This window comes from Streptomyces panaciradicis (assembly GCF_023516615.1).
GTDB lineage: Bacteria > Actinomycetota > Actinomycetes > Streptomycetales > Streptomycetaceae > Streptomyces > Streptomyces panaciradicis.
In genome coordinates this window covers 37044-49602 of the sequence record NZ_JAMGBF010000048.1, presented here as the reverse complement: position 1 = coordinate 49602, position 12559 = coordinate 37044, and the positions used below count along the sequence as shown (strand labels likewise).

Sequence of the window (12559 nt, the reverse complement as noted above, 5' to 3'; positions counted from 1 at the left end):
GTGCTGGTCAGCAGCGTGCGGGCGTGCGCGAGCACGATGGGGTCGTTGTCGACGTAGACGATCCGGGAGTCGGGGGCGATGCGCTGGGCGATCTCGTGCGTGTTGTCCACCGTCGGCAGCCCCGTGCCGATGTCCAGGAACTGGCGCATCCCGCGCTCCTCGGTCAGGAACTGCACCGCCCGGCCCAGGAACCAGCGGTCCGCGCGGGCGATGTCCCGGATGATCGGGAACATCCCGGCGACGTGCTCACCGACCTGCTGGTCGACCTCGTAGTTGTCCTTGCCGCCGATCCAGTAGTTCCACACGCGCGCGTTGTGCGCCACACCGGTGTTCAGCCGTGCCGACCCGCTCGACGGGGTGTGGCTCTCACTCACGACTCGACTCCTTCTCGCACCGCCTGCGGCCGTCGCCGCCATTGTGCCGCCCGGTGATCACGCTGTCCCGGGAATCGGCTGATCAGGTGTGCGGAATCGGCCGGCGAGACCGGCCGGACGAGACACGGAACGGGTCGATTCGACGCGTCAGCGGATGCGCCCGGCACCGGGGGCGGGTGTCTTGCCGGCCTTGACCTGCTTGAGCCGCTGGGCGCCCTCGCGCACCGCCAGCTCCAGGGAGGCGTGCTGGCCGCCGGCCAGACCGCCGGCGGTGACCGTGATCGCGTCGTTGCCGATGCGCACGGCGGCCACGTCCAGGGTGAGCGTGGCGGGCTCGCCGTTCGCGGTCCCCTGCACCACCACGTGCAGCCCCTGCCGCGCGTCGCCCTGGTTGGGCACCGAGGAGGTCGTCACCTGCACGGTCCGCTTGCCGCCCTTGCCGTCGGTCGCGGTGAACTGGTCGCACTTGACCGGCAGCGACTTCATCCAGCCCAGCGCGGCGCTCAGCCGCACCGGGTTGTAGGCGGCGACCTGGTACAGCAGGCGGGAGTCGCCCTCCTCGAAGCCGGTCAGCGCGTTCGCGCCGGACGGCTTGCCCAGCAGGTCGTCGTCATAGAGCGAGTCCATGAGCCGCTGGCAGTCGGCGGCGTCCGCCTTGGCGGTGAGGAACGCGGCCACGTCGACCTTCCCGACCAGCAGGGTGTCGCCCCAGGACGCGGCGGTCTTGACCTGGTTCCAGTCGCCCTCCAGGTCCGTCTCGGTGATCAGCGCGGCCCGCGCCCCGGCCTCGGTGAGCCGGGCACCCGGTGTCGGGCTGGTGCCCGCCACCTCGGCGAGGGGCGAGTCGGAGACGCTGGAGGCCGCGGCACTCCCTCCGTCGCCGCCGCTCGAACACGCCGCGACGGCCAGCAGCGCACCGAGGGACACGGCGGAGGCGAGGACACGGACGGGCCGGGACGGTCGACGGGACATGCGGGGCCTCCTGGGCGTACGCGGCTGTGCGGGCGCGGATTCCCCTCAGCGCACCACCGGCCGGTGCGGCCCACCAGCGCACCGGACCGTACGGGTGACCCCGGCGACGGGCGTCCGCCCGCTCGGCTACCCGCCAGTACCCCGCCGGGTGACGGAGGCGACACCTGGGGTAGGGTCCCAGCGGCCCGCAAGCACCGGCAGCCCGCGGGCCGTCACGGACCGTGTCGAAGGGGGAGCCGCAGCCATGGAATTCCACGTGGTCGACGACGAGCACGCGACACCGGACGACACGCGGCTGGAGGACCTCGCCCCTGAGCCCCTGCTGACCCGCGACTACGAGATCCGCCCCGCCCTCGTCTACGAGCGGCTGCGCGACCGCCACGGTCCCGTCGCCCCGGTCGACCTGCTGGGCGTGCCCGCCTGGCTGGTGCTGGGCTACCGGGAGTCGCTGCAGGTGCTCCAGGACGACGACGCCTGGCCCAAGGGCCTGGAGAACTGGCGGGCCCGGACGGAGGGCCGGGTGCCCGCCGACTGGCCGCTGGCCCCCTCCCTGGAGGTCAACCACGTACTGATCCAGGGCGGTGAGGGCTACCGCGGCCTGCGCACCGCCTGGGACGCCGCGCTGCGCCCCTTCCAGGACCCGCGCCACCCGCTGGCCAAGCGGCTGCGGACCGCCGTCACGGGGTACGCCGACGAGCTGATCACGCTCATCGCGCAGGGCGGCGGCAGCGGCCACGCCGATCTGTCCGCGCAGTTCTCCCGGCCGCTGCCGCTGATGGCGGCGAGCCACCTGCTCGGCTTCCCCGGCTCCCAGGGCGACGAGGCCCTGATGGACATGTGGCGGATCCTGGACGCCGGACCCGACGCCGGGCCCGCCCTGGAGCGGCTGCTGGTGACACTCACCGACCTCGCCGCCGCCAAGATCGACAAGCCGGGCGACGACTTCCCCTCCCACCTGCTCGCCGCCCACCCGGACCTCTCGGTCGACGAGCTGGCGCGGGAGCTGTTCATGCTGCTCGGCATGACCTCCGACCACGTGGGCATCCTCGTCTCCAACACCGTCGTCGAGGTGATCTGCGGGGACAGCGCGGGCGGGGTGCGCACCACCCTGTCCGCCGGAATGGTCCGCGAGACCATGAACCGGGTCGTCATGCGCAAGCCGCCCCTGGTCAACTTCGTACCGCGGTTCGCGGCCGAGGACACCACGCTCGGCGACTACGTCGTCCGCGCCGGCGATCCGGTGTGGGTCTCCGCGGCCGCCGCCCACGCCGACCCCCTCTTCGCCGGCCAGATGACCCCGGACTCCAACATCAGCAGCCGGGCCCACCTGGCGTGGGGCGCGGGCCGGCGCCAGTGCCCGGCCCGGGAGCTGGCCTCGACCATCGCGATGGCCGGCGTCAGCCGTGTCTTCGAACGCTTCGCCCACTTGGAACTCGCCCTCCCGGTCGACCAACTCCCGTGGCGGTCCTCGCCGTTCATGCGCGGGCTGCGGTCCCTGCCGGTGCGCTACGAACTCGCCGGGCCCGTGCCCAGGCCGGCGCCGCCGCGAGAGAGCGCCGTGGCGTCGGCGGACGCGGCGCAGGCCGCGGAGCACGGCGTCCGGCGCCGCTCGGCGCTGTGGCGCTACCTGTCCGGACTGATCCGCTCGAACAGCTGACCCGGTCGGCTCGCGTAGGGTGACGGGACCGCCGTCCACCCTCCGGCGCCCCGGCGCGCCCCGACCGGAAGCAGGTCATGACCTCCGCCCCCACGCCCCAGGCCACCGTCCCCGACCCGCCCGCCGGCCCTGCCGACATCCGCCTGGTCGTCACCGACATGGACGGCACGCTCCTCGACGACGCGGGCCGCGTCCCGCCCGGGCTGTGGGACACGCTGGCCGAACTGCGCCGGCGCGGGGTGCTGTTCAGCCCGGCCAGCGGACGCCAGTACGCCACGCTGGCACGGCAGTTCGCCGAGGTCGCCGAGGGCATGGTGTTCATCGCCGAGAACGGCACCTACGTCGTCCGCGACGGCGTCGAACTCAGCTCCGACCCGCTGGCCCCCGGCGTCGCCGCCCGCGTGGTGGAGGCCGTACGGAGGCTGGTGGCCGACGGCGTGGACGTCGGCGCCGTCGTCTGCGGCAAGCGGGCGGCCTACGTCGAGCGGGGCGACGAGCCGTTCCTGGCCGAGGTGCGCAAGTACTACGTCGAGCACCGGGTGGTGGAGGACGCCACCGCCCTCGACGACGAGGTGATCAAGGTGGCGCTCTTCGACTTCGGCGCGGCCGCGCGCACCACCGCTCCCGCCCTGGCGCCGTTCGCCGACACCCACCAGGTCGTCGTCTCCGGCGAGCACTGGGTCGACGTCATGAACCGCACCGCCAACAAGGGCAACGCCCTGCGCAGCCTGCAGCGGGCGCTCGGCATCACCCCGGCGCAGACCATGGTGTTCGGCGACTACCTCAACGACCTGGAGATGCTGGACGCCGCCGAGTGGTCCTTCGCCATGGCGGGCGCCCACCCGGACGTCATCGCCCGCGCCCGCCACCTGGCCCCGTCCAACAACGACCACGGCGTCCTCCGCACGATCGCGCGCGTACTGGACCTCTGAGCCCTCCTCGGCCGCCCGCCCGCGGTCGCGCCCCGGACCGGGCCCCTGGTGCCCCGGTCGGCGGAGGCTGTTCAATGGGGCTGCACATCCCCGCCGCGAGAGGAGCCGCCGTGTCCGCCGCCGCCGTGCCGCCCGTCGGCGCGCGCATCCGACAGGCGCGCCTCGCCAAAGGCGTGAGCCTGCGTGCCCTCGCCCGCGAGGTCGGGGTCTCCGCGAGCCTGGTCTCCCAGATCGAGACCGGCAAGAGCCAGCCGTCGGTCAGCACGCTGTACGCCATCACCACCGCGCTGTCGATCTCCGTCGAGTCGCTCTTCGACGCGTACGAGGAGCAGGCCGCCGCGGCCCCGGCGGCAGCGGCCTCCGCGGTGCCCGACACCGTCCTGCGCGCCCTCGCGGCCTTCGCCGCCGACCCCGGCCGCCGGATAGGACCGCTGGTCGCGGCGGGGGCGCGGGAGACGCTGGAGCTGGACTCGGGTGTGGTGTGGGAACGGCTCGGCCACGTCCCCGGCACCGACGTGGACTTCCTGCTGGTGACCTACCGGCCCGGCGGGGCCTCCTCCGGCTCCGGCGGCCTGATGCGGCACACGGGCACCGAGTACGGCTATCTCACCTCCGGCGAACTCGTCCTCACCCTCGGTTTCGACGAGTACACCCTGCGCCCCGGCGACGCCGTCTGCTTCGAGTCGGCCACCCCGCACCGCTACCGCAACGACGGCACCGAACCGGCCGTGGGCGTGTGGTTCGTGTCCAGCGAGGGTGTTCAGTAGCACTTGACACCCGTGCCGTGCGGACGTTCACTCCGAAGTGGGGGTGGTCGCCATGGCGATCCGCACATACGGCCCGAACGCCGTCGACTGGGAAGAGCGCATCGACCTGGACCGGCTGCGCACAGAGCGCCTGTCCCGGCTGCACGAGACCCTGAACCGCTCCTCGCTGGGCGCCGTGCTCAGCTTCGACTTCGCCAACATCCGCTACATGACCGCCACGCACATCGGCACCTGGGCGATGGACAAGCTGATCCGCTTCGCCCTGCTCGTGCGCGGCGGCGAACCGGTCGTCTGGGACTTCGGCTCCGCCGCCCGCCACCACCAGCTCTACAACCCCTGGCTCGACTACAGCGACGGCAAGGGCGGCCCGCCCACCGGCGCCCGCGCCGGCATCTCCACCCTGCGCGGAGCCTTCCACCCGGACGCCGGGATCGCCGAGGACGTGGCCCGCAAGATCGCCGGCGAACTGCGCGAACACGGCCTGGCCGGAGAGCCGCTCGGCATCGACGTCGCCGAGATGCCCGTCCTGGCCGCCCTGCGCGCCGAGGGCATCGACGTCGTCGACGGCCAGCAGGTCTTCCTGGAGGCCCGCCGCACCAAGACCCGCGACGAGATCTCCCTGCTCACCCAGGCCTGCGCGATGGTCGACGCCGCCTACGAGGAGCTGTACGGGTACCTGCGCCCCGGAGTGCGCGAGAACGAGTGCGTCGGCCTGGTCAGCAAGGTCCTCTACGACCTCGGCAGCGAGTACGTCGAAGGCGTCAACGCCATCTCCGGCGAACGCTGTTCACCTCACCCGCACGTCTACAGCGACCGCCTGATCCGCCCCGGCGACCCCGCCTTCTTCGACATCCTGCACAGCCACCTCGGCTACCGCACCTGCTACTACCGCACCTTCGCCGTCGGCAGCGCCTCCCGCGCCCAGCGCGACGCCTACGTCCGCTGCCGGGAGTACATGGACGAGGCCATCGCCCTCGTCCGCCCCGGCGCGACCACCGCCGACATCGTCCGGGTCTGGCCGCGCGCCGAGGAGTTCGGCTTCGCCGACGAGACGGCCGCCTTCGCCCTGCAGTACGGCCACGGGGTGGGCCTGTCCATCTGGGAGAAGCCCATCTTCAGCCGCCTGGTCTCCCTCGACCACCCCGAAGTCCTCCAGGAGGGCATGGTGTTCGCGCTGGAGACGTACTGGCCGGCCGCCGACGGCTGGTCCGCCGCCCGCATCGAGGAGGAACTGGTCGTCACCGCCGACGGCTGCGAGGTCATCACCAAGTTCCCCGCCGAGGAACTGCTCGTCGCGGGCCGCAAGTACTGGACGGTCGGCGGCGAGCTGAACACCCGCCGCGAGTCCCAGTCCCACCTCAACACCCGGGACCGCTGATGGACGCGCCCGAACTCCTCGCCCTGTACGAGCGGATGGCCCTCATCCGCCGCACGGAGAAGGCCGCCCACGACCTGTTCCTGTCCGGCCTGGTCAAGGGCACCACGCATCTGGCCGCCGGGCACGAGGCCGTCGCCGTCGGCGCGAGCGCCGCCCTGCGCGACGACGACTACGTCTTCGCCACCTACCGCGGCCACCACCACGCCCTGGCCCGCGGCGCCACCCCCGAGGAGTGCCTCGCCGAACTCATGAGCCGGGCGACCGGGCTGTGCCGGGCCAAGGGCGGCTCCATGCACCTCACCAAGGCGTCCGTGAACATGCTCGGCTCCTACGCCATCGTCGGCGCCCACCTGCCCATGGCGGTCGGCGCCGCCTGGTCGGCCCGGATGCGCGGCACCGGGCAGCTCGCGGTGGCCTTCTTCGGCGACGGCGCCACCAACATCGGCGCCTTCCACGAGGCGCTGAACCTGGCCGCCGTGTGGAAGCTGCCGGTGCTGTTCGTCTGCGAGAACAACCTGTACATGGAGTACACGCCGATCGCCGACGTCACGGCGGTCGCCCGCCCGGCCGCCGACCGGGCGCCCGCCTACGGCGTCCCCGGCGAGGTCGTCGACGGCAACGACGTCGTCGCCGTGCGCGAGACGGTGGCCGCCCTCGCCGAGCGGGCCCGTGCGGGAGGCGGACCCGCGATCGTCGAGGCCGAGACCTACCGGCACTTCGGGCACAGCCGCGCCGACCCGGCGGCCTACCGCCCGGCCGAGGAGGTCGAACGCTGGCTCAAGCACGACCCGTTGGACCTCGCCCGGGGACGGCTGGCCGAACTCGGGGTGGAGGAGGAGACGGTCACCGCCGCCGACGACCGCGCCCGGGCCGCCGTACAGGAGGCGGTGGAGGCGGCGAAGAACGCGCCGCCGCCCGATCCGCGCGAGGCGCTGACCGACGTGTGGGCGGACGGAGGTGCGGCATGGCGGACGTGATCACCTACCGCGAGGCGGTCGCCGAGGGCATCGCCCGCGAGATGCGGCGCGATGCCGCCGTGGTGTGCCTGGGCGAGGACATCGGCGAGGCCGGCGGGGTGTTCAAGACGACCGTGGGGCTGCTGAAGGAGTTCGGGCCCGAGCGGGTGTGGGACACGCCGATCTCCGAACAGGCCATCGTGGGCGCGGCGATGGGGGCCGCCATGACCGGCATGCGGCCGGTCGCGGAGATCATGTTCTCCGACTTTTTGGCCTGTTGTTGGGACTACCTCGCCAACGAGATACCGAAAGTGCGTTACATGACGGGTGGCCAGGTCACCGTGCCCCTCGTCGTGCGCACCGCCAACGGCGGCGGGCTCGGTTTCGGCGCCCAGCACTCGCAGGCCACCGAGAACTGGGCCCTGACCGTCCCCGGGCTGAAGATCGCCGCGCCGGCCACCCCCGCCGACGTGATCGGCATGATGGCGGCGGCGATCCGCAGCGACGACCCGGTGGTGTTCTTCGAGCACAAGGGGCTGCTGGCGAGCAAGGGCGCCCCGCCGCCGGCGGACCACGTCGTCGAGCTGGGCCGGGCCGCCGTCGTCCGCGAGGGCGCCGACGTCACCCTGGTGGCCCTCGCCTCGATGGTGCCGGTGGCGCTGGAGGCGGCCGCCCGGCTCGCCGGGGAGGGCGTCGACGCCGAGGTCGTCGACCTGCGCAGCCTGATCCCGCTCGACACCGCGACCGTGCTCGCCTCGCTCGCGAAGACCTCGCGCCTGGTCACCGTGGAGGAGAACCCGTACCAGGGCGGCTGGGGCGCCACCGTCGTCTCGGTCGTCGCCGACGAGGGATTCGACCTGCTCGACGCGCCCGTGCGCCGGATCGCGGGGGAGTGCGTCCCGCTGCCCTTCGCCGACGTGCTGGAGGAGCAGGTCATCCCCACCACCGAGAAGGTCGTGGCGGCGGTCCGCGGCCTCGCCGCGTACTGAACACCCCATGGGAGGAAGCGCGATGACCGATCGGATACTCCTTCGCGCCGGGCACGTCGTCTCGATGGACCCGGACATCGGGGACCTGCCGCGGGGCGACGTCCTCATCGAGGACGGGACGATCACGGCCGTGCGGCCGGAGATCAGCGCCGACGCCGAGGTGCTCGACATGACCGGCCGCATCGTGATGCCCGGCTTCGTCGACACCCACCGCCACACCTGGGAGGCCTCGATCCGCGGCGTCGCCCCCGACGCCACCCTCGACGACTACTTCGTCGACATCCTCGACACCTTCGCCCCGCTGTACACGCCGGAGGACGTCTACGCGGCCAACCTCGCCGGCGCCCTGGAATGCCTGAACGCGGGCATCACCACCCTGGTCGACTGGTCGCACATCAACAACACGCCCGAACACCCGGACGCGGCGATCCAGGCACTGGCCGAGACCGGCATCCGCGCCCAGTACGCCTACGGCAGCGCCAACACCTCGCTCGCCGACTACTGGTTCGAGAGCAAGATCGCCATCCCGGGCGACGACGTACGCCGTGTCCGCGCGCGGTACTTCTCCTCCGACGACGGCCTGCTCACCATGGGCCTGGCCACCCGCGGCCCCGGTTTCTGCGTCAACGACGTCGTCACCTCCGAATGGGCCCTCGCCCGCGAACTGGGCATCCCGATCACCGTGCACGTGGCCATGGGCCGGCTCGCCGGCCGCTTCGGCATGGTCAAGCAGCTGAAGGACCTGGGCCTGCTCGGCCCGGACACCACCTACATCCACTGCTGCTACCTCCACGACGACGAGTGGCGGATGGTCGCCGACAGCGGCGGCACGGTGTCCATCGCACCGCAGGTGGAGACGCAGATGGGGCACGGCTGGCCGCCCGTGATGCAGGCGGTCGAGCACGGCCTGCGCCCCTCCTTGAGCATCGACGTCGTCACCACCGTGCCCGGCGACATGTTCACCCAGATCCGCGCGGCCTTCGGCGCCGAGCGCGCCCGCGTCAACGCCGACTGCTGGCAGGCCAACATGCCCGTCCCGGAGACGATGCTCACGGCACGCCGGATGCTGGAGATGGCGACGCTGAACGGTGCGCACGTCGCGGGACTGGAACACCGCACCGGTTCCCTGACCCCCGGCAAGCGCGCCGACGTCGTCGCCCTCGACGCCACCGCCCTGAACATGACCCCCGTGCACGACGCGGCCGCCGCGGTGACGCTGTGCGCCGACGTCTCCAACGTCGAGACCGTCCTCGTCGACGGCGTGATCCGCAAGCGGGACGGGAAGCTGACGGCCGACGTGGCCCGGGCCCGGCGCCTGGTCGAGGAGTCCCGGGACCGGCTGCTGGCCGCGAAGGAGGCGAAGGCGACGGCATGACACGGCACTTGGTGCGCCGGGCCGCCGACCTGCCCGAGCCGCCGTACGACCGGCTCGGGCACCGCAGACGGACCCTGGTCGGCGAGGACGACGGCAGTGTGCACACCGGCTTCGGCGTCTGCGAACTGCGGCCCGACGGCCGGGTCCCCGCCCACGTCCACTCCTACGAGGAGAGCTTCCACGTCCTCGGCGGGAGCGTGATCCTCGACGTCCCGGAGGGCTCCCTCGTGCTGGTGGAGGGCGACTACGGCCTCCTGCCGACAGGTGTCCCGCACGCCTGGCGCGGCACCGGGGACACACCCGCACGCTGGGCGGACATGCTGGCGCCGGTCCCGCGGGCGCGTTATGGCCACGACACCCAGGAGGTGCCCGAACTGCCCGCGCGCGACCCCGTCCGCATCGACGTCCGCGACCCCCGCACCCGCTCCTTCGGCCACTTCGAGCCCGCCCAGATGGACCCGGACCGGCAGTCCCAGGACCTCCTCGCGGTCTCGGCGAGCATGCGCACCGCACTGCTCGTCTACAGCGGCATCACGGTCAAGATGATGGTCGACGGGGACCTCGGCGCCGTCGCCTCGACGATGTTCATGGTGCGGTACGCGCCCGACGGCGTCGCCGGCACCCACGACCACCCCTTCGAGGAGACGTACTACTTCCTGGAGGGGGAGGCCGAGGCGGTGTTCGACGGCGAGACCTACCGCCTCGGACCCGGCGACTGTGCCTGGGCGGGCGCCGGTTGTGTGCACGGGTTCTCCAACGCCGGCAGCGGAGCGCTGCGTTGGCTGGAGACACAGGCGCCGCAGCCGCCGACACGGCACTCCTACCGGTTCACCCGCGACTGGGACTACCTGAGAAAGGCCCTGGGATCATGAGCAGTGTCCTGGTCGTCGGCGGCACGTCGGGCATCGGCCGCGAGTTCGCCCGGGTCCGGGCCGAGCGGGGCGATGAGGTCGTCCTCACCGGGCGCGACCCCGACCGCGCCGACGCCGTCGCCAAGGAGGTGGGCGCCCGCGGCCTCGCCCTCGACCTGTCCCGCCCCCGGGAGATCGCCGCGGCCCTGGCCGACGTCGGCCAGGTCGACCACCTGGTCCTCGCGGGCGTCTCCCGCGACGAGAACCGCGCCACCGACTACGACATCTCCGCCGCCCTGCGCCTGGTCACGCTCAAGCTGGTCGGCTACACCGAGGTCGTGCACGTCCTGCGCCCGCGCATGACCGACGACTCCGCGATCGTGATCTTCGGCGGGCAGGCCAAGGAGCGGCCCTATCCGGGGGCCACGACCGTGGCCACGGTCAACGCCGGTGTACGGGGCCTGGTGAACACGCTCGCCGTGGAGCTCGCGCCGGTCCGGGTCAACGCCGTCCACCCCGGTGTCGTCGGCGACAGCCCCTACTGGCGGGCCAAGCCGGAGGAGGTGCTGGCCGGCCTGCGCGCCCGCACCCCGACCGGACGGCTCGCCACCATGGCCGACGTGGTGGACGCGGTGGACTTCCTGCTGCGCAACAGGTCGGTGAACGCGGTGGAGTTGAGCGTGGACGGAGGCTGGCTGCTGGGCTAGGCGCCGGAAGGGCGAGGGGCGCGGTCAGGCGGCGCGGCGCAGGCTGTCCTCGGTGACGTTCTTGTCGAGCGCGGCCCGCACCAACCCGGCCGCCAGCGCTGCCGGGTCGGTGTCACCGGCGAGCTTCACAAGGCGGTCGGGGTCCGTCGGCAGGCCCAGGCGGCCGGCGCCGTCGAGAGCCTTGCGGTCGAGGAAGGGGGCCACCTCCGGCCACACGCGCTGCACCTCGCGCAGGAAGATGTCGGCCCCGGCCGGACCCAGCCCCGGGAATTCCCGCAGCAGACGGCGCAGTTCACCGACGTCGCCGTCCGCCGCCTTGCGCACACGGCGCAGGTCACCGCCCCACCGCTCGGTCAACAGCTCGGCGCCGTCGCCGAGTTGGGTGGCGGTGCGCTCGTCGTAGCGCCGGTAGCCGCCGCGGCCCAGCGCGTCGACGCGCCGCTGCCGGCCGGCCCCGGCCATCCGGCGCGGGTCGCGCAGCCCGGCCTCGTACAGCTCCCGGGCGGTGTCGACGGCGATGGACCCGCGGATGCGGGCGCTCAGCAGCAGGGCCAGGACCAGCAGCCGGTACAGCGGCTGCGGGGTGTCCCGGAGCGTGATGCCCGCCTCCTCGGGGAACGTCCGCCCGTGGGCCCGCACGAGCTCCCGCACCACGTCCCGCTGCCCGCTCATGACGTGTGCCTCACGGCTTGAGCGGATCGTGGCCGATCGCCATCAGCAGATGCCGGCGACGGGTGTCCTCGGCCGCGGGCTCGTTCTCCAGGTCGGTCTGCTCCTCCACCGTGTCGACGACCTCGTGCATGACCTGGATGTCGTCGTCGGTGAGGTCGGTGCGCCGCTTCTGCAGGATCGCCAGGACGTGCTGTCCGGTCGGCGTGCCCGCGTGTTCGGGCAGCGGCTCCGTCTGCTCGTCGGCGTCACTCACCCGCAGCCAGGCCGCCAGTTCCTGCGAGGTCATGTTCACCACGCGGTGGAAGTCCTCCCACAGCGCGTCGAATTCGAGGGCGTCGGTCATCGCGTGGCCCCTTTCGGTGGCCGCGGGCCGGTGGTCCCGCCGGCGGCCGGTCGGTCCCGTCGGTGGCCGGTCAGTCCTCGCGCGGGAAGTTCTCGGCCTCGAACATCCACCGCTGCTTCTCCAGATCGGCGGTGATCGCGATCAGCAGGTCCTGGGTGACCGGGTCCGGCTCGTCGGTCGCGGCGATGCGCTCGCGCAGCCGCCCGATCGCCGCCTCCAGCGCCTCCACCATCACCCGCACGACGTCGGTGTCGCGCACCCAGCCCGCGTCGGGGCCGGGCAGCGCGAAGTCGGCCGCGATCGTCGACGGCCGGCCGTCCGGCGGCAGACCGAGCGCGGCGGCCCGCTCCGCGACGGTGTCGGCGAAGTCACGGGCGCTGGTCACGACCTCGTCGAGCTGCAGGTGGATCGAGCGGAAACGCGGGCCCACGATGTTCCAGTGCGCCTGCTTCCCGATCAGGGAGAGCCCGAGAAGATCCACGAGGGTGTCCTGGAGTGCCTCCCCGGTCACCTTGCGCGCCGGTTCGGGAAGCGTGCTCTTCACCACGGCCATGGAGTGCTCCTCCTCGTGTCGTCAATGTCGTCA

At 72.8% G+C, this 12559-nt stretch carries 14 protein-coding genes; 9 read left to right on the top strand and 5 right to left on the bottom strand.

Features of this window, described 5'->3' with window-relative positions; all coding sequences use genetic code 11:
• Positions 1-374 (bottom strand): SAM-dependent methyltransferase (locus tag M8J74_RS18575; protein WP_249837504.1); only part of this gene is annotated, 374 nt, incomplete at its 3' end.
• A 147-nt stretch (positions 375-521) separates the two neighbouring features.
• Positions 522-1346: a hypothetical protein gene (locus M8J74_RS18570; protein WP_249837503.1), complete on the bottom strand. Its 825-nt coding sequence runs from the start codon at positions 1344-1346 to the stop codon at positions 522-524.
• 244 nt (positions 1347-1590) lie between these two features.
• Here M8J74_RS18570 and M8J74_RS18565 point away from each other — a divergent pair, with 244 nt between their 5' ends.
• The 9 genes from M8J74_RS18565 (at position 1591) to M8J74_RS18525 (ending at position 10958) form a co-directional block, all read left to right on the top strand.
• Positions 1591-3003, top strand: coding sequence for a cytochrome P450 (locus M8J74_RS18565; protein WP_249837502.1), 1413 nt, complete (start codon positions 1591-1593; stop codon positions 3001-3003).
• 77 nt (positions 3004-3080) lie between these two features.
• Positions 3081-3935, top strand: coding sequence for a Cof-type HAD-IIB family hydrolase (locus M8J74_RS18560; RefSeq protein WP_249837501.1), 855 nt, complete (start codon positions 3081-3083; stop codon positions 3933-3935).
• A gap of 110 nt (positions 3936-4045) precedes the next feature.
• Positions 4046-4702, top strand: a complete 657-nt coding sequence (locus M8J74_RS18555) for a helix-turn-helix domain-containing protein (RefSeq protein WP_249837500.1) — start codon at positions 4046-4048, stop codon at positions 4700-4702.
• 52 nt (positions 4703-4754) lie between these two features.
• A complete protein-coding gene (locus M8J74_RS18550; protein ID WP_249837499.1) occupies positions 4755-6080 on the top strand; it encodes a M24 family metallopeptidase in 1326 nt (441 codons plus the stop codon).
• Positions 6080-7057 carry a thiamine pyrophosphate-dependent dehydrogenase E1 component subunit alpha gene (locus tag M8J74_RS18545; RefSeq protein ID WP_249837498.1) on the top strand — a complete coding sequence of 326 codons (978 nt, stop codon included), beginning with the start codon at positions 6080-6082 and terminating at the stop codon, positions 7055-7057. The genes M8J74_RS18550 and M8J74_RS18545 overlap by 1 nt, the downstream gene beginning before the upstream one ends.
• A complete protein-coding gene (locus M8J74_RS18540; RefSeq protein ID WP_249837497.1) occupies positions 7045-8025 on the top strand; it encodes an alpha-ketoacid dehydrogenase subunit beta in 981 nt (326 codons plus the stop codon). Before M8J74_RS18545 ends, M8J74_RS18540 begins: the two co-directional genes overlap by 13 nt.
• A gap of 22 nt (positions 8026-8047) precedes the next feature.
• The gene (locus M8J74_RS18535; RefSeq protein ID WP_249837496.1) at positions 8048-9400 is read left to right on the top strand and encodes an amidohydrolase family protein; all 1353 of its coding nucleotides are present in this window, start codon (positions 8048-8050) and stop codon (positions 9398-9400) included.
• On the top strand, positions 9397-10272 hold the full coding sequence (locus tag M8J74_RS18530; RefSeq protein WP_249837495.1) for a cupin domain-containing protein: 876 nt from the start codon (positions 9397-9399) through the stop codon (positions 10270-10272). Before M8J74_RS18535 ends, M8J74_RS18530 begins: the two co-directional genes overlap by 4 nt.
• Positions 10269-10958: an SDR family NAD(P)-dependent oxidoreductase gene (locus M8J74_RS18525; protein ID WP_249837494.1), complete on the top strand. Its 690-nt coding sequence runs from the start codon at positions 10269-10271 to the stop codon at positions 10956-10958. The genes M8J74_RS18530 and M8J74_RS18525 overlap by 4 nt, the downstream gene beginning before the upstream one ends.
• A 24-nt stretch (positions 10959-10982) precedes the next feature.
• Here M8J74_RS18525 and M8J74_RS18520 read toward each other — a convergent pair whose 3' ends face one another.
• The 3 genes from M8J74_RS18520 to M8J74_RS18510 form a co-directional block, all read right to left on the bottom strand.
• Positions 10983-11630: an endonuclease gene (locus tag M8J74_RS18520; RefSeq protein ID WP_249837493.1), complete on the bottom strand. Its 648-nt coding sequence runs from the start codon at positions 11628-11630 to the stop codon at positions 10983-10985.
• A gap of 10 nt (positions 11631-11640) precedes the next feature.
• On the bottom strand, positions 11641-11973 hold the full coding sequence (locus M8J74_RS18515) for a DUF3140 domain-containing protein (protein WP_249837492.1): 333 nt from the start codon (positions 11971-11973) through the stop codon (positions 11641-11643).
• A 70-nt stretch (positions 11974-12043) separates the two neighbouring features.
• Positions 12044-12526, bottom strand: coding sequence for a Dps family protein (locus M8J74_RS18510; protein WP_249837491.1), 483 nt, complete (start codon positions 12524-12526; stop codon positions 12044-12046).
• Positions 12527-12559: the final 33 nt, after the last annotated feature.

Excerpts from the sequence above, each read along its gene's own strand:
- M8J74_RS18570 (WP_249837503.1), bottom strand. The coding sequence starts at position 1,346 with ATGTCCCGTCGACCGTCCCGGCCCGTCCGTGTCCTCGCCTCCGCCGTG.
- M8J74_RS18565 (WP_249837502.1), top strand. The coding sequence starts at position 1,591 with ATGGAATTCCACGTGGTCGACGACGAGCACGCGACACCGGACGACACG.
- M8J74_RS18560 (WP_249837501.1), top strand. The coding sequence starts at position 3,081 with ATGACCTCCGCCCCCACGCCCCAGGCCACCGTCCCCGACCCGCCCGCC.
- M8J74_RS18550 (WP_249837499.1), top strand. The coding sequence starts at position 4,755 with ATGGCGATCCGCACATACGGCCCGAACGCCGTCGACTGGGAAGAGCGC.
- M8J74_RS18545 (WP_249837498.1), top strand. The coding sequence starts at position 6,080 with ATGGACGCGCCCGAACTCCTCGCCCTGTACGAGCGGATGGCCCTCATC.
- M8J74_RS18540 (WP_249837497.1), top strand. The coding sequence starts at position 7,045 with ATGGCGGACGTGATCACCTACCGCGAGGCGGTCGCCGAGGGCATCGCC.
- M8J74_RS18535 (WP_249837496.1), top strand. The coding sequence starts at position 8,048 with ATGACCGATCGGATACTCCTTCGCGCCGGGCACGTCGTCTCGATGGAC.
- M8J74_RS18530 (WP_249837495.1), top strand. The coding sequence starts at position 9,397 with ATGACACGGCACTTGGTGCGCCGGGCCGCCGACCTGCCCGAGCCGCCG.
- M8J74_RS18525 (WP_249837494.1), top strand. The coding sequence starts at position 10,269 with ATGAGCAGTGTCCTGGTCGTCGGCGGCACGTCGGGCATCGGCCGCGAG.
- M8J74_RS18520 (WP_249837493.1), bottom strand. The coding sequence starts at position 11,630 with ATGAGCGGGCAGCGGGACGTGGTGCGGGAGCTCGTGCGGGCCCACGGG.
- M8J74_RS18515 (WP_249837492.1), bottom strand. The coding sequence starts at position 11,973 with ATGACCGACGCCCTCGAATTCGACGCGCTGTGGGAGGACTTCCACCGC.
- M8J74_RS18510 (WP_249837491.1), bottom strand. The coding sequence starts at position 12,526 with ATGGCCGTGGTGAAGAGCACGCTTCCCGAACCGGCGCGCAAGGTGACC.